This window comes from Seongchinamella unica, assembly GCF_004354085.1.
Taxonomy (GTDB): Bacteria; Pseudomonadota; Gammaproteobacteria; order Pseudomonadales; family Halieaceae; genus Halioglobus; species Halioglobus unicus.
In genome coordinates, this window is record NZ_SMSE01000003.1 from 707226 (window position 1) to 729995 (window position 22770).

The following is a 22770-nucleotide window of genomic DNA, read 5'->3' on the forward strand; positions in this document are numbered from 1 at the left end:
GAATGCGACTGGTAGCGATCATTACCACCCTCACTTTGCTGCTACCGGTCAGTGGCGCCGCAGTGGCCAGGGGGGAGGAAGAACACCAGAAAATCGTCGAGTCCGGACAGGTCTATGATGACCCGGAACTGCAGGCCTATGTCAATCGAATCGGCCAGAGCCTGGTGGCGAATTCCGACAAGCCGAACCAGGAGTTCACCTTTACCGTGCTGGACACGGAAATGATCAATGCCTTTGCCGCACCCGGCGGCTATATTTACATCAGTCGGGGCCTGTTGCCCTTTCTCGATTCCGAAGAAGAACTGGCCGGGGTAATCGGCCATGAGATCGCCCACGTCACGGCCAACCACCACGGACGCCGCAGTCGCCAGGACCTGACCAACAAGATTGTCGCGACCACCGCCTACATTCTTACCGGCAGCGGCGATGTCGCCGACGCCTCGACCATGTACGGCGCCGAACTGATCAGTGGCTTCGGCCGGGACATGGAACTGGAGGCGGACGGACTGGGTGCCGAGTATATGTACAAAACCGGCTACGACCCCCAGGCGCTGCTGGAAGTCATCAGTGTGCTGAAGGACCAGGAACAGTTCCAGCGGGTCAAGGCCAGAGCCACCGGCAAACCCGCCGGCACCTATCACGGCCTCTACGCCACTCATCCTCGCAATGACAAGCGGCTGCAGACGGTGATCCGCAAGGCCGGCGAACTGGACCTCGATGAATACGTGGAAAGCCCGGAGAAACCGGGGGAGTTCCGCAGCCATATCCAGGGCCTGGTCTGGGGACCCAGCATCCAGAGCGAGCGGGACGAGAACCGCTACTACCACAACAAGCTCTCGTTTACTTTCCAACACCCCGAAGGATGGACCGTGCAGTCCGGCAGTCAAGCGGTAGTCGCCAGGGCGCCGGACGGGAGCGCTTCACTGACTATCACCCTGCGTCGCAAGGACGGCAGCTCACCGGAATCCGTGCTCAAGGGCAGCGCCAGGGGTGACCTGAGCGCAGGCACCGACCTCGAGCAGGCCGGTTTGAAAGGCTATTCGGCCATCGCCAGCAGTGGCGGTGTGTCAAAAAGGCTGGCGGTCATCGACTACAATTACACCTACCTGTTTCAGGGCGAGTCGAGCGATTTCGCTGCGGACGACGCGACCCTGCTGCAGATGATAGAGAGCTTCAGACCCACCCACCCCAAGGAGAAGCAGGCGGGAACGCCGCGCTACATCCAGTACATCCAGGTGCCGAGAGGCGCCACCTTCGCCAGCATCGCCGCCAGTATTCGCATTCCCTATGCGGAAGAGCAGCTACGCCTGCTGAACGGCATGTATCCGCGGGGAGAACCGCGCACTGGCGACTGGATCAAGGTTATCCGCTAGGACTTCTGCTGCACCAGTACCCAGGGCGGTGCCACTACTGCCCACAGTTCCTGGTTGATCTCGTACCAGGCCAGAGCCTGTTCGTCCTGAACCGGTGCGATCCGGTGGTCGGCAATCCACTGCTGGAATTGCCGGGTATTATCCAGGCCCAGCTGCACGGCGACTTCCACCAGATCCAGTTCGGCGGCCACGGAAATCACATTGCCATGGGCATAGTAGGTCTGCAGGTCGTGCCAGTTGATACGCGCGGTCTGGCTGAGGTACTCCTTGCGCAGCAGGGTTTCACGATCTTCTGGTAAATCAGCCATAGCGGGGATCTGCGACAAAGGGGTTGCTGCGCCGCTCCTGGCCAAAGGTCGAGGTGGGACCGTGGCCCGGGATAAAAGTGATTTCATCGCCCAGTGGGAACAGTTTTTCGCGAATACTGGCGACCAACTCGTCGTGATTGCCCATGGGAAAATCAGTGCGGCCTATCGAGCCCTGGAACAACACATCGCCAACCCAGGCGACTTTTTGAGGTTCGTACAGGAACACCACATGGCCCGGCGTGTGACCGGGACAATGGATGACCTTGAGGGTCTGCTCCCCTACGGTCACCGTGTCACCCTCTTCAAGCCAGCGGTCCGGCTCGAAGGCATCGGCGTGGGGGAAGCCCGCCATCCTGCACCACTCCGGGAGCTTTTCCAGCCAGAAACTATCGGCTTTCTCCGGACCTTCTATGGGCACTCCCAGTTGCTGGCGCAACACGTCGGCGGCGGCGCAATGGTCCATGTGGGCGTGAGTGAGGATAATCTTTTCCACCGTGGCGTCCATTTTCTCCACGGCTTCCAGGATGCGATCGACGTCACCGCCGGGGTCGACAATGGCCGCCCGGCCGCTGGCCTGACACTTGATGACGGAACAGTTTTGCTGGTACGGAGTCACCGGCACGATGGTGCACTGAATAGACATGACTGGGCTCGATTCACTATGGGTGGCAAATTTTACCACAGCCCCGAACGGGCTGTGGCGAGCTATATCAGCCTACCGCAGGCGAACTGCGTCCACCGTCACTGTCCAGTTGATCGGCCATCGGGTCATCGAAAACATGCTGGTCGAACTGATCTTCGCTTTTACCGACTATGACCGAGACGGTGGCATCGCCAGTGACATTAACCGCGGTCCGTACCATATCCAGCAACCTGTCCACACCAATGATGAGTGCTATGCCTTCCACCGGCAGTCCCGCCTGCTCCAGCACCAGGGCCAGGGTCACCAGGCCAACACCGGGAACAGCCGCAGTGCCGATCGAGGCCAGGGTGGCGGTAAGGACCACTGTGATGAAGTCACCCATCGACAGGTCTACGCCGTAGACCTGGGCGATAAACACGGTCGCCACACCCTGCATGATGGCAGTGCCATCCATGTTGATCGTCGCGCCCAGCGGCACGGTAAATCCGGCCACGGAATTGTGCACGCCCAGGCGTTTTTCAACCGTACGCAAGGTGATGGGCAGGGTCGCCCCCGATGAGGCGGTACTGAAAGCGAAGGCCCAGACCGGGCGCATTTTACGTATCAACATCGCCGGAGACAGTCCCGCCAGGCTGCGCAGTAAAATACTGTAAACACCCAGGGCATGTAACAACAACACGCCCAGCACGGTGAAGAAGTAGGCCGCCAGATCCATGATGGCGCCGATACCCATACTGGAAAACAGTCGGGAGAGCAGCGCGAACACGCCATAGGGGGCCAGCGCCATCAGCACTTCCACCATTTTCATAATCACCGCATCAACGTCGCGGAAGAAACTCGCCAGTCGTCTTCCCGGCTCACCGGCGTGGGAGATGGCATAGCCGAACAGCAGGGCGAAGACGATGATCTGCAGCATCTTGCCGTCGGCCATCGCGCGCACCGGGTTGGAAGGGAAAATATCCACCAGGACATCGGTGATGGGCGGTGCCGGCCCGGCCTGGAAGTCGGCCGCCCCCTCCAGCACCACACCGGCACCGGGACTCAGAAGAACGGCAAAAAGCAGCGCCAGGCTGATCGCAATAGCCGTGGTCGCCAGGTAAAAGGACAGGGTCTTGACGGCGATGGGCCCCATGCGGGCGCTGTCGCCCAGTGACGATGAACCGCAGATCAGTGACACCAGCACCAGCGGCACTACCAGCAATTTGAGCGAGGCAATGAAGATACGCCCGATCACGTCAAACAGGCCGTTTACCAGGTAAACATCAACCAGCGACTTGAGCTCGGCAGAGACACCCGTGGCGTGCATCAGCATATTGATGATGGAGCCGGTGGCAATACCTGCCACCATGGCGATCAGGATACGATTGGTGAGGCTCACTCGGGACACTCCCCGTTCAGGTAGCCGCTGACGGCATCGTCCGCGCAGGCATTGCAGGCCGAGGAATACTGTTGCCGGCCCCCGGCGACGAGGTCAGCGCACACGGGCGCATACTCCATGGTGCAGACCTGGGGCCTGGGATCTGTACATTGGGTCACGAGCGTCGGTGCGGGATAAGTCTGGCAACCGGCCGTCAATATCAATAATAGCGCGCCCAGGGCAATACGCATGGGGAAAAACTCCAGATGTTATGAAATACGGCAAAGCCTACCATTTGTGGCAGTCAAGCGCAGCATCCGCTAATCGCCAGCTCGCCCTGCGAGCGGTTCAGCCCGGCAGTTCGCGCGGAATCAATAAACGCTGTAGTTGGCCGCAACCCGCTTGCAACTGACTCCAGCACTCGATCGACAAACTCAACCGGGCGTATCCGGCAGTGGGCAGGTTATCCAGCTGCCATTGCCCCAGCAGTTCGTTGATCAGTTCAGTGAGAGCCGGGTTGTGACCGATGATAAACAGGCTCGACCTGTCGCTATCCGTGGCGGCGAGCCACCGCCATAGCGCTGCGGCAGAAAAGGTATACAGGGCCTCATCAACCGTGTGGTCACAGTCTGCCAATGCCGGCCAGCCCTCACACAGGCCCGCCAGGGTCAGGCAGGCGCGCCGTGCCGGGCTGACAAAACTATCCACGGGCGCCATCTCCGCGGCAAGTGCGGCTCCCATGCGCGGGGCGTCACGGCGCCCGCGTTTGTTCAGAGGCCGCTGGCGATCTGGAAGACCCGGATCATCCCAGGCGGATTTGGCATGACGCAGCAGATGCAGTGTCTTCATATCTCACCACCTCAGCAGTAAACGGCAGTTTGTACGCTGTGACGGACTGGAACACAAGCGCCGGTGAATGCGGGGAAACGGTTTTCCCCTGCCAATCTTGCGTTTGCGCAACAACCTAGCTAGAGTCAATAGCGTTGTAAGTGGTAACTGTACCAGGTCGATTTACTTACCCAGGTTGTTGGTAGTATGGGCGAGTGACCTCCATGAACGCCGTAAGGCCACCTGTGGAGTAGCTGTGCTAAGACACCAAACAGTAGCACCATCTTGCCGACAGCTCGCCCCCCGCGACCTGCCAGGGGCTTTCTTTGTGCCCCGTTTCTACCCCCCTAGCCCCCGCTGCCCCGCTTTTCCTCCCCTCAACCGGGGGAATATCGTCGCCTCCGGGAGGCACAGCGTTTGAGTTCAGCCGACACCAGCCTGCTGCCCTTTGTGGTTTATTTCGTCGCGGTGCTGCTGCTGGTGGCCACCATGCTCGGGCTGTCGTTCCTGCTGGGTCAGCGCCGCGCCAACAAGGCCACCAACATGCCCTTTGAATCGGGCGTGCTGTCAGTAGGCTCCCCGCAGATCCAGATGTCGGTAGAGTTTTACCTGGTGGCCATTTTCTTCGTCATCTTCGATCTGGAAACCGTATTTATTTTCGCCTGGGCGGTGGCATTCTTTGAGCTGGGCTGGGAGGGTTTCCTGGCGATTGCCGCCTTCATCTTTATTCTCGGTGTTGCGCTGGTCTATGAGCTCAGTACCGGCGCCCTTGACTGGGGAATCAAGCGTGGCAGCGGTCGCCACCCGGAGGAGCTGCACTGATGGAGTGGAACCTGAGCCGACCAGAAGACATCATCACATCCTCCCCCGGCAGCGTCAGTGTCGAGGAGCAGATCAAGCGCAACGTGTTCTTCGCCAAACTGGAAGACCTGATTGCCTGGGGGCGCGCCCATTCCCTGTGGCCGTTCAACTTCGGGCTCTCCTGCTGTTATGTGGAAATGGCCACCTCCTTTACCAGTCGCCACGACATTGCCCGTTTCGGCTCCGAAGTGATTCGCGCCACCCCGCGCCAGGCAGACCTGATGGTCATTTCCGGTACCGTATTTCGCAAAATGGCGCCGGTGGTGCAACACCTCTATGACCAGCTGCTTGAGCCGCGCTGGATTATCTCCATGGGCTCCTGCGCCAACTCAGGGGGAATGTACGACATCTACAGCGTGGTCCAGGGCGTGGACAAATTTATCCCGGTAGACGTCTACGTGCCCGGCTGCCCACCCCGGCCCGAGGCCCTGATGCAGGGGCTGATGATGCTGCAGGATGCGATAGAGCAGGAGCGCAGGCCCCTGAGCTGGGCGGTGGGTGACCAACAGGTGATCAAACCAGACATGCCCTCTCGCCGGGACATGCTGCAGGAGGAGAGGAATCGGGCGACCGAATTGAAAGACCCGGGTGGTGTATAGCACTGGCCACGGGTCATTCCGGCGCAAACCGGGATCCGCAGTGTACGCGCGGGTTGTCCGGGTTTATGAAAGCGGGCTCGGGAAGGAATAACAGGCTAATTTCCAGCTAGAGAATAAGAAGAGGAATAACCAGCCAGTGTTAGAGGCACAGGTAACAGCAGACAGCTCAGGCGTGGTGGACGATTTGTTCGCGCGCTTCGGCGCGCCCTGTTTCAGCAGCCAGCCCACCCCCGACAATACGCCCACGCTGTGGGTGGAGCGGGAAAAACTGCTGGAGGTACTGCGGCACCTGCACAAGGATTTCCCCATGCTGCTGGACCTGTTCGGCATTGACGAACGGTTGCGCGAGCACAAACCCGAGGCCGCCCAGGATTTCACTGTGGTCTACCACTTGCTCAACCTGGAGGCACGGGAAGAGATCCGCATCAAGGTCGGGGTCACCGCCAATGACGCCAGCGTGCCCTCGGCCCACCAGATCTGGCCCAATGCCAACTGGTACGAGCGGGAAACCTGGGACATGTTCGGGGTGGAATTCTCCGGGCATCCCAACCTCCGCCGCATCCTCCTGCCGCCCACCTGGGAAGGCCACGCCCTGCGCAAGGACCACCCGGCCAGGGCCACCGAGATGGAACCCTTCAGTCTCGACGAGGAAAAACAGGCCGCCGAGCAGGAAGCGCTGCTGTTCAAGCCCGAGGAGTGGGGCATGGCCCGGGCCACCGAAGACACCGAGTTCATGTTCCTCAACCTGGGTCCCAACCACCCTTCGGTTCACGGCGTTTTCCGGATTGCCCTGCAACTGGACGGCGAGGTGATCGTCGATGCCGTTCCCGATATCGGCTACCACCACCGTGGTGCCGAGAAGATGGGCGAACGGCAGACCTGGCATTCGTTCATCCCCTACACCGACCGCATCGACTACCTGGGCGGGGTCATGAACAATCTCGCCTACGTCATGGCCGTTGAGCAGCTGGCCGGCATCGAGGTACCGCCGCGGGCGAAGGTCATCCGCATCATGATGGCGGAGCTGTTCCGCATTTCCAGTCACCTGGTGTTCTACGGGACCTTCGCCCAGGACGTCGGCCAGATGTCGCCGGTGTTCTACATGTTTGCCGATCGGGAACGCCTGTTCGGCATCGTCGAGGCGATTACCGGCGGGCGTATGCACCCGGCCTGGTTCCGCATCGGCGGGGTGGCGCAGGATCTGCCTGAGGGCTGGCACAGGCTGGTTGGCGACTTCATCGACAGCATGCCGAAACGGCTGGATCACTACCAGACCATGGCCATGGATAACAGCATCCTCAAGCAGCGCACGGTGGGCATTGGCGACTACACCACCGAAGACGCGCTGGCCTGGGGTATTACCGGCCCCTCACTACGGGCCACGGGCATGGATTTCGACCTGCGCCGGGACCGGCCCTATGGCGGCTACGACCAGTTCGAATTCGAGGTGCCAGTGGGCAATCGCGGCGACTGTTATGACCGGGCGGTGGTGCGAGTGGAGGAAATTCGCCAGAGCCTGCGCATCATCCGCCAGTGCCTGGACAACATGCCCGAAGGGCCCTACAAGAGCGAGAACAAGCTCGCCACACCCCCGCCGAAGGAACGAACCCTGCAGGACATCGAAACCCTGATACACCACTTTCTCTCGGTCAGCTGGGGGCCGGTGATGCCCGCGGGAGAAGCCTCCTTCCCGATCGAGGCCACCAAGGGCATTAACAACTATCACCTGGTCAGCGACGGCGGCACGACCTCCTATCGGACCCGGATCCGTACCCCGTCCTTCCCGGCATTACAGCAAATCCCCGATTACAGCCGGGGGCTGCTGATTGCGGACCTGATCGCCATCATCGCCAGCATCGATTTCGTCATGGCGGACGTGGACAGGTGATAGCATGACCGAGACCACGTCCATGCAACTGGTACCGACCCTGAGTGAAGAGGAACTGCGGCTGATCGACGCCGAAATCGCTCACGTGCCCTACCGTTCCGCCGTCGCCATTGATGCCCTGAAGATTGTCCAGCAACACCGGGGCTGGGTCTCTGACGAAAGCATCAAGGCCATCGCCAGTTACCTGGACATGTCTGCCGATGAGCTCGATGGCATAGCGACGTTCTACAACCTGATTTTCCGCCGTCCGGTGGGCGACAAGGTCATCCTGCTCTGTAACAGCATCAGCTGCTGGATCAAGGGTTGCGATGGCCTGCAGCAGAAGATCACCGAGCAACTGGGCGTGCAATTCGGGGAAACCACCAGCGACAACCGCTACACCCTGCTGCCGGTGACCTGCCTGGGCGCCTGCGACAAGGCCCCGGTCATGATGGTGGGAGAGGAACTGCACGAAGACGTGGCCGAAAGCAGCATCGTGCGCATTCTCGGCGGGAGCACAGAGCCATGAGCCTGGACCGCCCACTCACCCGCAACGTGCGTGCCGATCGCAGTCCCACCGATATGGCGGCCTATGAAGCCAATGGCGGCTACCAGGGGTTGAAAGCAGCGGTGGGCAAGCTGTCCCCCGCCGATTGCCTGGAGATCCTCAAGGACTCCAACCTGCGCGGCCGCGGCGGCGCCGGCTTTCCCACCGGCATGAAGTGGAGCTTCGTCCCCATGGGCGACAAGTGCTCCCCCGGCGACAAGTACCTGATCTGCAACGCCGACGAGATGGAGCCGGGAACCTTCAAGGATCGCCTGCTGCTGGAGTGTGACCCTCACCAGTTGATCGAAGGCATGATCGTGGCGGCCTACACTCTGCAGGCCAATGTCGCCTACATTTTTATCCGCGCCGAATATTTCAAGGCCGCCGCCTTGCTGCGCGAGGCCATCGCCGCCTGTCACCAGAAAAACTACCTCGGCAACAACATCCTCGGCAGCGACTACAGCCTTGAGATCCACATCCACGCCAGCGCGGGGCGCTATATCTGTGGCGAGGAGACGGCGCTGATCAGTTCGCTGGAGGGCAAGCGAGCCAATCCCCGCGCCAAACCGCCGTTCCCCCAGGTGAGCGGGCTGTGGGGGCGCCCGACGATTGTCAATAACGTGGAAACCCTGTGCAACGTGCACCACATCATTGAGCGCGGCGCAGACTGGTTCAAATCGCTGGGGCTGACCGAAGACGCCGGCACCAAGATGTACGGCGTCAGCGGCCGGGTGAAAAGACCGGGATGCTGGGAGCTGCCCATGGGCACGCCAGTGCGGGAAATACTCGAGGAATACGCCGGCGGCATGGCCGATGGCTACAGCCTGAAGGGATTTCTGCCCGGCGGCGGATCCACGGATTTCCTGGTGGGGGAACACCTGGACCTGGCGATGGACTATGAGACCATCGGCAAGGCGGGATCGCGTATGGGCACCGGCACCATGATCATCCTCGATGATAAAACCTGCCCGGTGGGCTTCGTTAAAAACCTGATCGAATTTTTTGCCCGCGAGTCCTGTGGCTTTTGTACCCCCTGCCGGGACGGGCTGCCCTGGTCGGCTCAGGTACTGGACGATATTCAGCACGGCCGGGGCCGTGACGAGGACATGGACACCCTGGCCCGCCAGGTTAAGTTTATCGGCGCTATCGGCAATACCCACTGCGCCCTGGCGCCCGGTGCCATGGAGCCGCTACAGAGCGCGATGAAATACTTCCCGGAGGCGTTTGAGCAACACATCCAGGGCAGTTGCCGGCACTGCAGTGGAGGTGGCCACTGATGCCGACCATTCGCATAGACGGCGTTGAATACGAGGTGCAAGCGGGCAAGAACCTGCTGGAGAGCTGCCTGTCGCTGGGGCTGGACCTGCCTTATTTCTGCTGGCACCCGGCCATGGGATCCATCGGTGCCTGTCGCCAGTGCGCCGTGGTTCAGTACCAGAGCGAGGAAGACGAGCAGGCCGGCCGAGGGCGTATTGTCATGGGCTGTATGACGCCGGTCTCCGACGGCGCGATATTTTCCCTGGACGGCGACCGCGCCCGGGAGTTCCGCGAGGCCATCGTCGAATCACTGATGCTCAACCACCCCCACGATTGCCCGGTCTGCGCCGAGGGAGGAGAATGCCACCTGCAGGATATGACGGTCATGGTCGGCCATCGCGACCGGCACTACCGGGGGCGCAAAAACACTCATCGCAACCAGTACCTGGGCCCACTGCTCAACCATGAGATGAATCGCTGTATCGCCTGCTACCGCTGCACGCGCTACTACCGGGATTACGCCGGCGGCACCGACCTGGCGGCCATGGCCGCCCACGATCATGTCTACTTTGGCCGCCACGAGGAGGGCATCCTCGAAAGTGAGTTTGCCGGCAACCTGGTGGAGGTTTGTCCCACCGGGGTATTTACCGACAAGACCCTGGTGCATGACTACACCCGCAAGTGGGACCTGCAGTCCGCGCCCTCGGTTTGCGTGGGCTGCGGGGTGGGTTGCAATACCCTGCCCGGTGAGCGCTATGGCCGGCTCAAGCGCATACACAACCGGTTCAATGTCGAGGTCAACGGCTACTTCCTGTGCGACCGCGGGCGTTTTGGCGGTGGCTTCGTCAATAACCAGCAGCGACTGGATTACCCGGGACTGAGAGGCGACGACGGTCGTTACAACGCCGTGGATCACCACCAGGCCCTGCAGCACATGGCGGAGGCCTGCCGCAACGCCAGGGTCGCGGCCATCGGCTCTCCGAGGACATCGATAGAAGCCAATTTCCTGTTACGGCAGCTGGTGGGCACAGACAATTTCTGTCCCGGTTTCACCGAACTGGAACAGACACTGGTCAATCTCGCGCTGGAATTGCAGCAGCAGAGCAGCGCCGTCATTGCCGATATTCGCAGTGTCGAATCGGCAGACGCGGTACTTATTCTCGGCGAGGACCTGACCAATACCGCCCCACGCCTGGCCCTCGCGGTGCGCCAGAGTGTGCGCAACAAGGCCTATGAAATGGCTGCCGGGTTGGGCCTGGAAACCTGGCAGGATGCAGCTATTCGCAATCTTGCCCAGGACCGGCGCAGCCCGCTGTTCATCGCCGCCAGTGGCGACACGCGACTGGATGATGTGGCCGAGCAACACCTTAGCCTGGCACCGCAGGATGTTGCCCGGCTTGGCTTCGAGGTGGCGGCCGCAATCCGGGGCGGGGGTGGCGTCGGGAACAGCGACACCGCGGCGGGCCGGATTGCCGCCGCCCTTATGGAGGCCAAGCGCCCCCTGGTCATCTCCGGCACCAGCAGTGGCAGCCCGCAGGCACTGCAGGCGGCAGCGGCAGTCGCCGAGGCCCTCGCCGGGGCGGGTCACAGGCCCATGCTCAATTTCACCGTGCCTGAAGCCAACAGTCTCGGCCAGGCGATGCTTACCGGCAGCGCTGCGCCCTCCCTGGAAGCCATCGCCGAGCGCTGTGACCGCGGCGAGATCGACACCCTGCTGGTCCTGGAGAACGACCTCTACCACCGGACCCCGGCGGCCCTGGCCGACCGTCTACTGCATAGCGATAGCGCCATTATCGCAGTGGATGGCCTGGACAATCGCACCACGTCTGCGGCCCGCCTGGTACTGCCCGCCGCCAATTTCGCGGAAACCGAGGGCACCCTGGTGAGCCTGGAAGGGCGCGCCCAGCGTCACTACCCCGTGTTCCTGCCCCAGGGCGAACGGCGCCCGTCCTGGGTGTGGCTGCTGGCCTGCATGAAGGAGTTGGGTCATCCCACAGCGACGGACCTGCACCAGTTTGACGACATCACCCGGGCCTGTGCGGCCACAGTGCCTGCGCTCGCCGGCATCACCGGCGCAGCTCCCGACCATCACTTCCTCAATGTCGGGGTCAAGATTCCCCGCCAGCCCCACCGCTATTCTGGGCGCACCGCCATGCGGGCCGACATCTCGGTGCACGAACCGAAACAGCCGGAAGACGAGGAATCGCCGCTGGCGTTCAGCATGGAGGGACTCAACCGGTGGCAACCGGGAGCCCTGCTGCCCTTCGTCTGGGCACCCGGCTGGAACTCCAACCAGTCACTGCACCGCTTCCAGTCGGAAGTGGGAGGCCCCCTGCGCGGAGGGACTGCCGGTATGCGTCTGCTGGGTGCGGGCACTACGGGTCCCACGGCCGCTATCGACCCTCCACCGTCATTTACCCCCGTCGAGGGTCGCTGGCAGTTGGTGGCCCGGCATCGTATTTTCGGCTCGGAAGAACTCAGTGCGCTGAGCCCGGGAATCTGCGAGCTGGTCGAGCCCGGCTTTGTCGAAATGCGCGGTGCCGACGCCCATGGCCTCGGCCTCACCGAAGGTGATGGTGTGGAACTGGACGCTGGCCTTGCAACCCTGGCCGTGAAAATCAATGACAGTATTCCACCCGGTTGCCTCGGTTACGCGGTCGGCCATGCGGGCACCGCCAATCTTGCGGCCGGGGCCAGCGTCAGCCTGGCCAAAGCGACAAACTGGCAGCGCCCCCCGCAAGTCATCAGCACTGATCGCAGCGGAGGCGGCCATGTCTGAGTTGGGCACCATCACCTTCGGTCTGTTGATCATTCTCGCCGCGGTGGGTGGCGCAGCGGTTTTGACCTGGTTTGAGCGTCGGCTGCTGGGCATCTGGCAGGATCGCTATGGTCCCAACCGGCTGGGCCCACTCGGCGCCTTCCAGGTACTGGCAGACATGCTCAAGCTGCTGACCAAGGATGACTGGGTGCCGCCGTTTGCCGATCGCCTGGTGTTCGTGTTCGCGCCCACTGCAATCGTGGTGGCGATGATGCTGGGCTTCGCCGTGGTGCCCTTTGGCCCGGAACTCTACGTGCTGGATATCAATATCGGGCTGCTGTTCTTCCTGGGCATGACCTCGCTGGCGGTATACAGCGTGCTGCTGGGAGGGTTGGCCTCCAACAACAAGTACGCCCTGCTGGGAGGGTTGCGTTCTGCCGCGCAAATGGTGAGCTACGAGGTCTTCATGGGGCTGTCACTGATGGGGGTCGTGATGCTCACCGGGAGCTTCTCTATGCGTGCCATCGTCGAGGCGCAGCAGGACCTGTGGTACTGCATACCGCAGGTACTGGGCCTGTTTACCTTTATGATTGCCGGCATCGCCGAGAGCCACCGCCTGCCCTTTGACCTGCCGGAAGCGGAGCACGAACTGACCGCCGGCTTCCACACCGAGTACGGGGGCATGAAATTCGCGATGTTCATGCTCGGGGAATACCTGGGGCTGATCCTGATTTCCTGCATGATCACCACCCTGTTTTTCGGCGGCTGGCTGGGCCCGGTCTTACCACCCCTGGTCTGGTTCTGCCTCAAGGTGTTTGCATTGATCTGCTTCTTTGTCCTGCTGCGCGCTGCGATCCCCCGGCCACGCTACGACCAGCTCATGTCGCTGGGCTGGAAAGTGATGTTGCCGCTAACCCTGTTCAATCTGCTGTTGACCGGTGCCGTTGCACTGTGGATGGAGGGCTGATGCCATGCTCAAGGCACTGACCAGTCAACTGCGCACCATCTGGACCATACTGCAGCATACATTCACCCGGGCAGAAACCGTCCAGTACCCGGAACAGAAACCCTATCTCGCGCCCCGTTATCGCGGCCGTATCGTCCTGACCCGGGACCCGGATGGCGAAGAACGCTGCGTGGCCTGTAACCTCTGCGCGGTAGCCTGTCCGGTGGATTGCATTGCCCTGCAGCAGGGGGTGAAGGAGGACGGCCGCTGGTACCCGGAGTTTTTCCGCATCAACTTCTCCCGCTGCATCATGTGCGGCATGTGCGAGGAAGCCTGCCCCACCAATGCCATCCAACTGACCCCCGACTTCGAGATGTGTGAATACAAGCGGGAGAATATGATCTACGAAAAGGAACACCTGCAGATCGACGGCACCGGCAAGTACCACGACTACAACTTCTACCGGGTGGCGGGGCTGGCCATCGCCGGCAAGGACAAGGGTGAGGCGCAGAACGAGGCCGCGCCCATTGACGTGAAGAGCCTGCTGCCATGATCGTCGTCCTGTTCTACATCGCAGCCGTTATCGCCCTGGCGGCCACCGTGGCAGCCCTGACCCGCACCAACGCCACCCACGCGCTGATCTACCTGATCGTTTCCCTGCTGGCAGTAGCGGTCATGTTCTTCCTGATGGGGGCACCCTTCGCCGCCGCACTGGAGGTGGTGATCTACGCCGGGGCAATCATGGTGTTGTTCGTGTTCGTGATCATGATGCTGAACCTGGGTGCTGCCGGGGAGGCGCGAGAACGCCAGTGGCTGGCCGGGCGCAGCTGGTTCGTCCCGGGGTCGATGGCCGCCCTGCTGCTGCTGGAAATGTTACTGGTTCTGGGCGATGCCCACGGCGTCACCAGTGGCACCGCCGTTTCCCCGAAGGTGGTCGGTATGACCCTGTTCGGACCCTACCTGCTGGCGGTGGAAATTGCCTCCATGCTGCTACTGTCCGGGCTGGTGGGCGCCTATCACCTGGGTCGCCGATTCATTGTGCGCAGGGGGGACCACTGATGGATGGCCTGATGGTCCCCATGGAGCACGTGCTGGTCGTCGCCGGTCTGCTGTTCACCTGCGGCCTGTTCGGGTTGATGCTGCGCCGCAATATCATCTTCATGCTGATGTCACTGGAAGTGATGCTCAATTCCGCGGCGCTGGCATTTGTCACTGCCGGTGCCCACTGGGCCCAGGCCGATGGCCAGGTGATGTTTATGCTCATTCTCACCGTGGCCGCGGCAGAGGTCGCTGTCGGCTTGGGCCTGGTGCTGCAGATCCAGCGTCGCTTCAAGACCCTGGATATGGACCGGGCCAACAGGTTGCGGGGCTGATATGAACAGTATTGTCCTCATACCCCTGCTTCCCCTGCTCAGTGCTGCGGTGCTGATACTCAGTACCGGGAAAATGCCGCGCACTGTCGCCTCCCTGATGGGCGCCGGCAGCATTGGCCTGTCGGCACTCTGCGTGGCCCTGCTGGCCAGCAGTTTCCTGGCAGACGGGGAGATCCGGGAGCTGACCCTGTGGACCTGGATGAGCATCGGCGATTTCAGCCCGCGCATCGCGTTTTACATCGACGGGCTGACCATTGTGATGATGTCGGTGATCACCGGGATCGGCTTCCTGATTCACCTGTATTCCATTGAGTTCATGTGGGACGACGAATCCTTGTGTCGCTATTTCGCCTACATGAACCTGTTTGTCGCCGCCATGCTGTTACTGGTCATGGCGGACAACCTGCTGTTGCTCTACCTCGGCTGGGAAGGAGTGGGCCTCTGCTCTTACCTGCTGGTGGGCTTCTGGTACCGTGACCCGGACAATGGCGCCGCCGCTCGCAAGGCCTTTATCGTGACCCGGATTGGCGATACCGCGATGGCCCTCGGACTGTTCCTGCTACTGACGGAGCTGGGCACCCTGGACATCCAGCCACTGATGGTGGCGGCCAACACCCAATGGCAAACAGGTGACACCCTGCCGGTATTGGCGACGGCGCTACTGCTGGGTGGCGCGGTGGGCAAATCGGCCCAGTTACCCTTACACACCTGGCTGCCGGACGCGATGGCCGGCCCGACACCGGTCAGCGCGCTGATCCACGCCGCCACCATGGTGACCGCCGGTGTTTACCTGATCGCCCGCACCTACGGCCTTTTCCTGCTGGCGCCCGCCACCCTCGAAGCCGTAGCCTGGATAGGCCTGGCGACCCTGCTGATCGCCGCATTCGCCGCCCTGGCCCAGAACGACATCAAGCGTATCCTGGCCTACTCCACCATCAGCCAGATCGGCTATATGTTTCTCGCCCTTGGCGTCGGCGCCTTTGCCTCCGGCATATTCCACCTGGTAACCCACGCCTTCTTCAAGGCCCTGCTGTTCCTTGCCGCCGGTGCCGTGATTCACTGCCTGCACCACGAGCACAATATTTTCCGCATGGGAGGGCTGCGCTCGCGACTCCCGGTCGTGTTTGCCAGCTTTGTGATTGGCTCGGCAGCTCTCGCTGCCCTGCCCTTTACCTCCGGCTTTTACAGCAAGGACGCGATTCTGTTGGCCGCCTGGTCATTGCAGGACATCGGGCCATGGCTGTGGGCGGGCGGGCTGCTGGGGGCCCTGCTCACCGGCATCTACAGCTTCCGCCTGGTATTCATAGTGTTCTTTGGTGAGGCCCGGACCGAGCCCGATCGCCAGCCCGGCTGGAAAATGGCGGGACCGCTCATTCTGTTGTGCGTACTGTCGATCGTCGGTGGCTGGATTGCGCTGCCGCTGGCCGGCGTTTTCCCCGCCGCCGAGAGTCACCCTGTCAACCACAGCGTGGAGTGGATCAGCATCGGCGTACCGCTACTCGGGCTGCTGCTGGCCTACCTGATGTTCCTCGGTGGCCAGATATCCGTCGATAAACTGCTCAGCGCCCCGATGGCGCGCCGACTGGTGGATTTCTGGTTCAGCGGCTGGCGGTTTGACCAGTTATACGACCTGCTGTGGGTCAAACCCTACAAGGCCATCGCCCACTGGTGGCGTAACGAACCGGTAGACGCCCTGTACAACGGTATTGTGGCTGCCAGTCAGTGGGGGCATCGCCGCTTGCTCATCCTGCAGAATGGCGAACTGCGCTGGTACGCCACTATCATGGTACTGGGTCTCGTGCTGTTACTCGCTGTCATGCTGAGGAATGCGCCATGATGCTGCAATTGATTCTGCTGCTACTGGTTGCGGGCGTGGTAGCCTGGCAGGCCGAGCGCTTCAGCAGCACCTTACCTCGCTGGGTGACCGTGGTCGCGGTGCTGCTTGCCCTGCTGATGTTGATCGCCAATCTTGGCGGGATCCCGGCGGAACGATTCACCCTCGTCAGCTACCCCGGCGAGCCCCAGGGCTGGCTGATGTACAGCCAGCACGCCTGGATTCCCCGCTTCGGCATCAGCCTGGAATTCGGGATGGATGGATTGAGCCTGCTGTTACTGCTGCTGACCCTGGGTCTGGGTCTGGTGGCAGTGGTTTCCTCCTGGGATGAGATCGAGTTCAAACCCGGCCTGTTCCAGGCCAATCTGCTGTGGACGCTGGCCGGCGTAGCGGGCGTATTCCTGGCCCTGGACTTGTTCCTGTTCTTCCTGTTCTGGGAAGTGATGCTGATTCCGATGTACCTGCTGATCGCTATCTGGGGGCACGAAAAACGTGCCTACGCGGCGATGAAGTTCTTCATCTTTACCCAGGTCTCCGGGTTGCTGATGTTGCTGTCCATCGTCGTCCTGGCCTTCCAGGGTGCCGGCGAAGACGGCATCAGTTTCAGTTACAGCGACCTTCTCGCCAGCGCCCCGACCGGGCGCGCCGGCATGCTGACCATGCTCGGTTTCTTCATCGCATTCACCGTCAAGTTACCGGGCTTCCCTTTCCATACCTGGCTGCCCGACGCCCACACCCAGGCACCCACCGCAGGCAGCGTGTTACTTGCGGGCATCCTGTTGAAGACTGGCGCCTACGGCCTGCTGCGCTTCTGTATACCGCTGTTCCCCGAAGCATCCATGCAGTTTGCGCCTGTGGCCATGGGCCTTGGGGTCCTCGGTATTGTCTACGGCGCCATCCTGGCTTTCGCCCAAAGCGACTTCAAACGCCTGGTGGCCTACTCCAGCGTCAGCCATATGGGCTTTGTATTGCTGGGCCTGTACGCCTGGAACAGCCTTGCCCTGCAGGGCGCGATCATGCAGATGGTAGCCCACGGTGTCAGCACCGCCGCCCTGTTCATGATGGCCGGCGCCCTGCAACACCGCCTGCACACCCGCGATATGTTCCGCATGGGCGGACTATGGCAGCAGGCGCCACGAATGGGTGCCTGCGCCATGTTCTTCGCAGTGGCGTCGCTGGGACTACCGGGAATGGGGAACTTCGTTGCCGAGTTCCTGGTGTTGGCGGGACTGTTCGCCGTGTCACCCTGGATGACTGCAGCCGCGGCCCTGGGACTGATCACCGCGGCGGTGTACTCGCTGTGGATGATGCAACAGGCGTTCCAGGGCAGGCCCGACAATAACCGGGAGATGGCTGACTTTGGCGTTCGCGAAATGTCGGCCATGCTGGTGATGATGGCTGTGCTGTTAGGGTTGGGCCTGTACCCGCAGCCGCTGTTTGACCTGACTCAACCCGTGCTGGAGGGCTTGCTGCCGAGGATGTCCGAGCCAATGTCCGCGCTGCCCCGGCTGTTAAGCGAGGTATCGCCATGAGCGCCAGCGACTTCCTCGCCATCGCGCCACTGCTGGTGCTGGCGGCCGGTGCCACCGCAGTCATGCTGCAAATCGCCTTCATGCGCAGCGTCCCGGTTACCGCCATACTGTCGATGGTGGCCCTGTTGCTGGCGGCCCTTTCCTGTGTCAGTGCAGCGGCTATCACGCCGCTGCAGGTGGGGGCACTGTTAAGCGCTGATCAATTCAGCCTGCTGTTTACCGCCCTGTTCTGCGTCGCCGGCGCCGTGACCTGCGGCCTGTCTCTGGATTACATTCGTCACCACGGCGACGAGCCGGAAGAGTATTTCCTGCTCATCGTGCTGGCAACGCTGGGGGCCGGCGTACTCGCCTACGCCAACCACCTTGCCTCTCTGCTGCTGGGCCTGGAACTGCTGTCGGTGTCTCTCTATGCACTGATCGCCTACCCCAATCGTTCGCTACTGCCACTGGAAGCGGCGAGCAAGTACCTGGTGCTCTCCGGCGCGGCCTCCGCCACCCTGCTGTTTGGTTTTGCCCTGTTATACGCCGGCACCGGCACCCTCGCATTTGCCGAACTCGGCGAAAAGCTGGGACAAGCGGAGATGGGAACCGGGCTGTTGATGGCCGGCTCAGCAATGATCTTCGCGGGACTGGCCTTCAAGCTATCCCTTGTCCCCTTCCACCTGTGGACGCCCGATGTCTACGATGGTGCACCGGCTCCGATCAGCGGCTTCCTCGCTTCAGTCGGCAAGGCCGCGGTGTTCGTCGCGCTGCTGCGCCTGTTCCTGGAAGCCGACCTGTTCCGCTATTACAAGCTGGTGCAACTCACCGGCCTCACCGCTATCTTGAGCATGCTGGCAGGGAACCTGCTTGCGCTGCTACAAACCAATATCAAGCGTATGCTCGCCTACTCCTCCATCGCCCACCTGGGTTACCTGCTGATGGTGTTTATGATCTGCCTGGATACGGGCAGTCGGGCCCTGGCGGTGGAGGCCGCAATGTTTTATCTCATTGCCTATACCGCGACCACCATCGCCGCTTTTGGCTTGCTAACCCTGATCAACGAAAGCCAGGTTGAACGGGAACAGGTCCAGCTACAACAGGTGAGCGGACTGTTCTGGCGCCAGCCACTGCTGGCCGGTTTGATGCTGGTGGCACTACTGTCTCTGGCCGGCATCCCCCTGACCGCCGGTTTTATCGGCAAGTTCTACCTGTTCACTGCCGCGGTGAGCGGTGGCAACTGGGTGCTGCTGGCCGCGCTGATACTCGGCAGCGCTATCGGCATATACTACTACCTGCGTGTGGTGTTCTACATGACCCGTGGCGCCGATGAACACAAACACACGGTTACGCTGTCCCCCGGCTGGTCAGGGAGTGCCCTGTCCTGCCTGCTTATCGCCAGCATTCTCGTGCTGGGAATTGTGCCTCAGACCCTGATGGCATATTTACGGTCTATACTCTAGTCAGAGACTGGAGTCTGGCTACACCAAGGAGGTGTTTATGCTTCAATCCGTTAATCTCCGCGACTACATGCTGAAGCACCCGGTAAGGGTTAGAGCCGATGCCAACATCCTCGATGCCATGCAGGTCATTATCGACAACAAGGTCTCCGGCATATGCGTGGTCGATGACGCCGACAACCTCGTCGGCATTCTCTCAGAACTGGACTGCCTGCGAGCGGTGCTCAGTGCCACGTATAACAAGACCGGCATCGGCGAGGTTCGCGAGCACATGGCCTCGGACAACCTGGTGGTGGCGCATCCCGACGAGGACATCATCGATGTGGCCCAGGACATGCTGACCAAGAACAAACGACGGCGGCCGGTGGTCGAAAATGGCAAGCTTATCGGCCAGATCACCTGCCGGCAGCTGCTTAGCGCGGTAAAGAAATTCCGTCAGTAGGCCCGTTCCCGCTCGCTGCCCTGCCCCCGGTCGCCACGCTGGCCGGGGCAGGCACAAAATCAATTGAATTTCCAGATCGTATTACGCTCGCGGCTGCAGCATAATCCCTTCTCCACGCAGTAACCCATCAGCAGATCGGCAAAGACGACCATTAAATGAGCAAATCGATTTCCCAGCGTATTGCGGAAGAACTCGCAGTGCGAGAAGCACAAGTAAACGCAGCCATAGGCCTACTGGACGAAGGAGCCACCGTCCCTTTTATCGCCCGCTATCGCAAGGAGGTCACCGGGGAGCTGGACGACAGTCAGATGCGCCTGCTGGAGGAACGCCTGCACTACCTGAGAGAAATGGAAGCACGCAGGGAGAGTATCCTCTCCAGCATTGAGGAGCAGGGGAAACTGACCCCTGAACTGGAGAAGTCACTGCGTGAGGCGGATACCAAGAACCGCCTGGAAGACCTCTACCTGCCCTACAAACCCAAGCGGCGCACCAAGGCGCAGATCGCTCGCGAGGCGGGCCTGGAGCCGCTGGCCACCACGCTGCTTGAGGATCCGGAGCAGGATCCGGAGGTCCTGGCCGGGCAGTACCTCAATGCCGAGGCCGGCATCGACGACAGCAAGGCGGCCCTGGACGGCGCACGCCAGATCCTGATGGAGCGATTCGCCGAGGATGCAGACCTGCTGGCGAGCCTGCGTCAGTTCCTCACCGACAACGCCCAGCTGGCATCGAGATTGGTCGAGGGCAAGGAGCAGGAAGGCGCCAAGTTCCGCGACTACTTCGAGCACACCGAGCCGCTGGCCAAGGTGCCTTCACACCGGGCCCTGGCCATGTTCCGGGGCCGCAACGAAGGTATCCTCAACATCAATCTGGTCATGCACGCCGATGAGAAACCCAGCGATGCCCATCCCTGCGAGGCCATGGTTGCCGAACACTGGAATATCGTGGACAAGGAAAGGGCCGCCGATCGCTGGCTGCGAGAGGCCGTGCGCTGGACCTGGCGCGTCAAACTGCTGACCCACCTGCAAACCGACCTGTTGGGGCAATTACGCGAGCGCGCCGAAGCGGAAGCGATCGAGGTCTTCGCCCATAACCTCAAGGACCTGCTGCTGGCAGCGCCCGCTGGCCAGAAGGCCACCATTGGCCTGGACCCGGGCCTGCGAACCGGGGTAAAAGTCGCGGTGATCGACGCCAACGGCAAGGTGCTGGACCACGGCGCCATTTTTCCCAACCCGCCGCAAAAGCGCATCCAGGAAGCGGAAGCCACCCTGCTGCACATGATCCGTCAATACGGAGTTGAACTGATTGCCATCGGCAACGGTACCGCGGGACGGGAAACCGACAAGTTTGTCGGCGATATCCTGAAAAGCCATCCGCAACTCAACTGCCGCAAGGTAATGGTCAATGAGGCCGGTGCCTCCATCTACTCCGCCTCGGAATTCGCCGCCCGGGAATTTCCCGATCTCGATGTCACCATTCGCGGTGCTATTTCCATTGCCCGCCGGCTGCAGGACCCTCTGGCGGAGCTGGTGAAGATCGAGCCCAAGTCCATCGGTGTGGGCCAGTACCAGCACGATGTGAGCCAGGTACAGCTGGCCAGGCAGCTCGATGCGGTGGTGGAGGACTGTGTGAACGCGGTCGGGGTGGATGTAAACACCGCTTCGGTGCCGCTGCTGACCCGGGTGTCCGGACTCAACCAGAGCATTGCCACCAACATTGTCCAGCTGCGGGACACCCAGGGCAGTTTCAGCACTCGCAAGGACCTGCTGAAGGTCAGCCGGTTTGGTGACAAGACCTTCGAGCAGGCAGCGGGCTTCCTGCGGGTAAGCGGCGGCGACAACCCCCTGGACGCGTCCGCGGTTCACCCCGAATCCTACGGTGTGGTTGAGCAGATCGCGGCCCAATGTCACCGGGAAGTGCGCAGCATCATCGGCGACAGCAGCTTCCTGCGCGCACTCAATGCCGCCGACTACACCAGTGAGGGTGTCGGTCTGCCTACCGTGCAGGACATTATCGCCGAACTCGACAAACCGGGACGGGACCCCCGCCCCGAGTTCAGGATGGCTGAGTTCCAGGAGGGTGTGGAAAAACTATCTGACCTGCGCCCGGACATGGTGCTGGAGGGAACGGTAACCAACGTCACCAATTTTGGCGCCTTCGTCGATATTGGCGTACACCAGGACGGCCTGGTGCATATCTCCGCACTGGCTGAAAAGTTCGTCAAGGACCCCCGCGACGTGGTCAAGGCCGGCGACATAGTCAGGGTCAAGGTGATGGAGGTGGACGAGCCCCGCAAGCGCATCGGTTTGTCCATGCGGCTCAGCGACAAGGCCGGTGAGCAGAGCGACAGTCGCGGCGGAAAAAAGCGCCGTAGTGACAACAGTCAACGCCCACAGAAAGTGCACCGGGAAAAGCCGGCGGCGAACAATGCTTTCGCCGCGGCGTTCGCCAATGCCAGGCAGCGAAAGTGAAACAGGCTTGCGGCTGCCGGCACTCCCACCGGTAGTGTCCCAATAAGCGATCGGCGTCCGGCCTGGGGCGGGCGCTATCGAAAACAGTGTCCGCCGGGGCAATATCGGCAAGTATGGAGATACCGGTGCGTACCTCGTCCCCAATGGGGGCAATGCATGCCTGCTCCTGTTGGCCCAGGCCGGCTTCCAGCGGTGGTTTGCCCACCGGAGAATTGCTGTTTCTCATCTGATATCCATGTCCTCTGGCGGCTAATCGACTATTCTAGTCTAGATCCGGGTGCGTTAATCCGGGCTGCCAAAATCGACTTGTGCCCTGGCGGTTTAGCCGGCACAGTCTA

Annotated in this window: 20 protein-coding genes; 16 read left to right on the forward strand and 4 right to left on the reverse strand. The window is 61.5% G+C overall.

Going from position 1 to position 22770, the window contains the following annotated elements; genetic code table 11:
• Positions 1-2 precede the first annotated feature (2 nt).
• Complete coding sequence (locus tag E2F43_RS15485; protein ID WP_133214231.1) at positions 3-1373, forward strand: M48 family metalloprotease; 1371 nt, start codon at positions 3-5, stop codon at positions 1371-1373.
• On the opposite strand, the gene E2F43_RS15490 is transcribed toward E2F43_RS15485, so the two are convergent.
• The 4 genes from E2F43_RS15490 to E2F43_RS15510 form a co-directional block, all read right to left on the reverse strand.
• Positions 1370-1681, reverse strand: a complete 312-nt coding sequence (locus tag E2F43_RS15490; protein WP_133214233.1) for a DUF2288 domain-containing protein — start codon at positions 1679-1681, stop codon at positions 1370-1372. The two genes, E2F43_RS15485 and E2F43_RS15490, sit on opposite strands and share 4 nt — an antisense overlap.
• Entirely contained in the window at positions 1674-2324 is a 651-nt protein-coding gene (locus tag E2F43_RS15495) for an MBL fold metallo-hydrolase (RefSeq protein WP_133214235.1), read from the reverse strand. Before E2F43_RS15495 ends, E2F43_RS15490 begins: the two co-directional genes overlap by 8 nt.
• A 67-nt stretch (positions 2325-2391) precedes the next feature.
• Positions 2392-3702 carry a dicarboxylate/amino acid:cation symporter gene (locus E2F43_RS15500; RefSeq protein WP_133214237.1) on the reverse strand — a complete coding sequence of 437 codons (1311 nt, stop codon included), beginning with the start codon at positions 3700-3702 and terminating at the stop codon, positions 2392-2394.
• Between the two features lie 327 nt (positions 3703-4029).
• Positions 4030-4530, reverse strand: coding sequence for a SixA phosphatase family protein (locus E2F43_RS15510; protein ID WP_133214241.1), 501 nt, complete (start codon positions 4528-4530; stop codon positions 4030-4032).
• A 396-nt stretch (positions 4531-4926) separates the two neighbouring features.
• On the opposite strand from E2F43_RS15510, the gene E2F43_RS15515 reads away from it, so the two are divergent.
• The 15 genes from E2F43_RS15515 (at position 4927) to E2F43_RS15585 (ending at position 22432) form a co-directional block, all read left to right on the forward strand.
• Entirely contained in the window at positions 4927-5331 is a 405-nt protein-coding gene (locus tag E2F43_RS15515; protein WP_238946949.1) for an NADH-quinone oxidoreductase subunit A, read from the forward strand.
• Positions 5331-5969 carry a NuoB/complex I 20 kDa subunit family protein gene (locus E2F43_RS15520; RefSeq protein ID WP_133214243.1) on the forward strand — a complete coding sequence of 213 codons (639 nt, stop codon included), beginning with the start codon at positions 5331-5333 and terminating at the stop codon, positions 5967-5969. The genes E2F43_RS15515 and E2F43_RS15520 overlap by 1 nt, the downstream gene beginning before the upstream one ends.
• 136 nt (positions 5970-6105) lie before the next feature.
• Positions 6106-7857 carry an NADH-quinone oxidoreductase subunit C/D gene (gene nuoC, locus E2F43_RS15525; RefSeq protein WP_133214245.1) on the forward strand — a complete coding sequence of 584 codons (1752 nt, stop codon included), beginning with the start codon at positions 6106-6108 and terminating at the stop codon, positions 7855-7857.
• A 4-nt stretch (positions 7858-7861) separates the two neighbouring features.
• A complete protein-coding gene (gene nuoE / locus E2F43_RS15530) occupies positions 7862-8365 on the forward strand; it encodes an NADH-quinone oxidoreductase subunit NuoE (protein ID WP_133214247.1) in 504 nt (167 codons plus the stop codon).
• Positions 8362-9660 carry an NADH-quinone oxidoreductase subunit NuoF gene (gene nuoF / locus E2F43_RS15535; RefSeq protein ID WP_133214249.1) on the forward strand — a complete coding sequence of 433 codons (1299 nt, stop codon included), beginning with the start codon at positions 8362-8364 and terminating at the stop codon, positions 9658-9660. Before nuoE ends, nuoF begins: the two co-directional genes overlap by 4 nt.
• On the forward strand, positions 9660-12419 hold the full coding sequence (gene nuoG / locus E2F43_RS15540; protein ID WP_133214251.1) for an NADH-quinone oxidoreductase subunit NuoG: 2760 nt from the start codon (positions 9660-9662) through the stop codon (positions 12417-12419). Before nuoF ends, nuoG begins: the two co-directional genes overlap by 1 nt.
• The gene (gene nuoH, locus E2F43_RS15545) at positions 12412-13365 is read left to right on the forward strand and encodes an NADH-quinone oxidoreductase subunit NuoH (protein ID WP_133214253.1); all 954 of its coding nucleotides are present in this window, start codon (positions 12412-12414) and stop codon (positions 13363-13365) included. The genes nuoG and nuoH overlap by 8 nt, the downstream gene beginning before the upstream one ends.
• 4 nt (positions 13366-13369) lie before the next feature.
• On the forward strand, positions 13370-13897 hold the full coding sequence (nuoI, locus tag E2F43_RS15550; RefSeq protein ID WP_238946950.1) for an NADH-quinone oxidoreductase subunit NuoI: 528 nt from the start codon (positions 13370-13372) through the stop codon (positions 13895-13897).
• Positions 13894-14403 carry an NADH-quinone oxidoreductase subunit J gene (nuoJ, locus tag E2F43_RS15555; RefSeq protein ID WP_420820779.1) on the forward strand — a complete coding sequence of 170 codons (510 nt, stop codon included), beginning with the start codon at positions 13894-13896 and terminating at the stop codon, positions 14401-14403. The genes nuoI and nuoJ overlap by 4 nt, the downstream gene beginning before the upstream one ends.
• Positions 14403-14717 carry an NADH-quinone oxidoreductase subunit NuoK gene (nuoK, locus tag E2F43_RS15560; RefSeq protein ID WP_133214255.1) on the forward strand — a complete coding sequence of 105 codons (315 nt, stop codon included), beginning with the start codon at positions 14403-14405 and terminating at the stop codon, positions 14715-14717. Before nuoJ ends, nuoK begins: the two co-directional genes overlap by 1 nt.
• Position 14718: 1 nt before the next feature.
• Positions 14719-16554: an NADH-quinone oxidoreductase subunit L gene (gene nuoL / locus E2F43_RS15565; protein ID WP_133214257.1), complete on the forward strand. Its 1836-nt coding sequence runs from the start codon at positions 14719-14721 to the stop codon at positions 16552-16554.
• A complete protein-coding gene (locus E2F43_RS15570) occupies positions 16551-18083 on the forward strand; it encodes a complex I subunit 4 family protein (protein ID WP_133214259.1) in 1533 nt (510 codons plus the stop codon). The genes nuoL and E2F43_RS15570 overlap by 4 nt, the downstream gene beginning before the upstream one ends.
• Entirely contained in the window at positions 18080-19525 is a 1446-nt protein-coding gene (locus E2F43_RS15575) for an NADH-quinone oxidoreductase subunit N (protein ID WP_133214261.1), read from the forward strand. Before E2F43_RS15570 ends, E2F43_RS15575 begins: the two co-directional genes overlap by 4 nt.
• Before the next feature lie 37 nt (positions 19526-19562).
• Positions 19563-19964, forward strand: a complete 402-nt coding sequence (locus tag E2F43_RS15580) for a CBS domain-containing protein (RefSeq protein ID WP_238946951.1) — start codon at positions 19563-19565, stop codon at positions 19962-19964.
• Between the two features lie 155 nt (positions 19965-20119).
• Entirely contained in the window at positions 20120-22432 is a 2313-nt protein-coding gene (locus tag E2F43_RS15585) for a Tex family protein (RefSeq protein WP_133214263.1), read from the forward strand.
• Positions 22433-22770: the final 338 nt, after the last annotated feature.

Excerpts from the sequence above, each read along its gene's own strand:
- E2F43_RS15485 (WP_133214231.1), top strand. The coding sequence starts at position 3 with ATGCGACTGGTAGCGATCATTACCACCCTCACTTTGCTGCTACCGGTC.
- E2F43_RS15490 (WP_133214233.1), bottom strand. The coding sequence starts at position 1,681 with ATGGCTGATTTACCAGAAGATCGTGAAACCCTGCTGCGCAAGGAGTAC.
- E2F43_RS15495 (WP_133214235.1), bottom strand. The coding sequence starts at position 2,324 with ATGTCTATTCAGTGCACCATCGTGCCGGTGACTCCGTACCAGCAAAAC.
- E2F43_RS15510 (WP_133214241.1), bottom strand. The coding sequence starts at position 4,530 with ATGAAGACACTGCATCTGCTGCGTCATGCCAAATCCGCCTGGGATGAT.
- E2F43_RS15520 (WP_133214243.1), top strand. The coding sequence starts at position 5,331 with ATGGAGTGGAACCTGAGCCGACCAGAAGACATCATCACATCCTCCCCC.
- nuoE (WP_133214247.1), top strand. The coding sequence starts at position 7,862 with ATGACCGAGACCACGTCCATGCAACTGGTACCGACCCTGAGTGAAGAG.
- nuoF (WP_133214249.1), top strand. The coding sequence starts at position 8,362 with ATGAGCCTGGACCGCCCACTCACCCGCAACGTGCGTGCCGATCGCAGT.
- nuoG (WP_133214251.1), top strand. The coding sequence starts at position 9,660 with ATGCCGACCATTCGCATAGACGGCGTTGAATACGAGGTGCAAGCGGGC.
- nuoH (WP_133214253.1), top strand. The coding sequence starts at position 12,412 with ATGTCTGAGTTGGGCACCATCACCTTCGGTCTGTTGATCATTCTCGCC.
- nuoI (WP_238946950.1), top strand. The coding sequence starts at position 13,370 with ATGCTCAAGGCACTGACCAGTCAACTGCGCACCATCTGGACCATACTG.
- nuoJ (WP_420820779.1), top strand. The coding sequence starts at position 13,894 with ATGATCGTCGTCCTGTTCTACATCGCAGCCGTTATCGCCCTGGCGGCC.
- nuoK (WP_133214255.1), top strand. The coding sequence starts at position 14,403 with ATGGATGGCCTGATGGTCCCCATGGAGCACGTGCTGGTCGTCGCCGGT.
- nuoL (WP_133214257.1), top strand. The coding sequence starts at position 14,719 with ATGAACAGTATTGTCCTCATACCCCTGCTTCCCCTGCTCAGTGCTGCG.
- E2F43_RS15570 (WP_133214259.1), top strand. The coding sequence starts at position 16,551 with ATGATGCTGCAATTGATTCTGCTGCTACTGGTTGCGGGCGTGGTAGCC.
- E2F43_RS15575 (WP_133214261.1), top strand. The coding sequence starts at position 18,080 with ATGAGCGCCAGCGACTTCCTCGCCATCGCGCCACTGCTGGTGCTGGCG.
- E2F43_RS15580 (WP_238946951.1), top strand. The coding sequence starts at position 19,563 with ATGCTTCAATCCGTTAATCTCCGCGACTACATGCTGAAGCACCCGGTA.
- E2F43_RS15585 (WP_133214263.1), top strand. The coding sequence starts at position 20,120 with ATGAGCAAATCGATTTCCCAGCGTATTGCGGAAGAACTCGCAGTGCGA.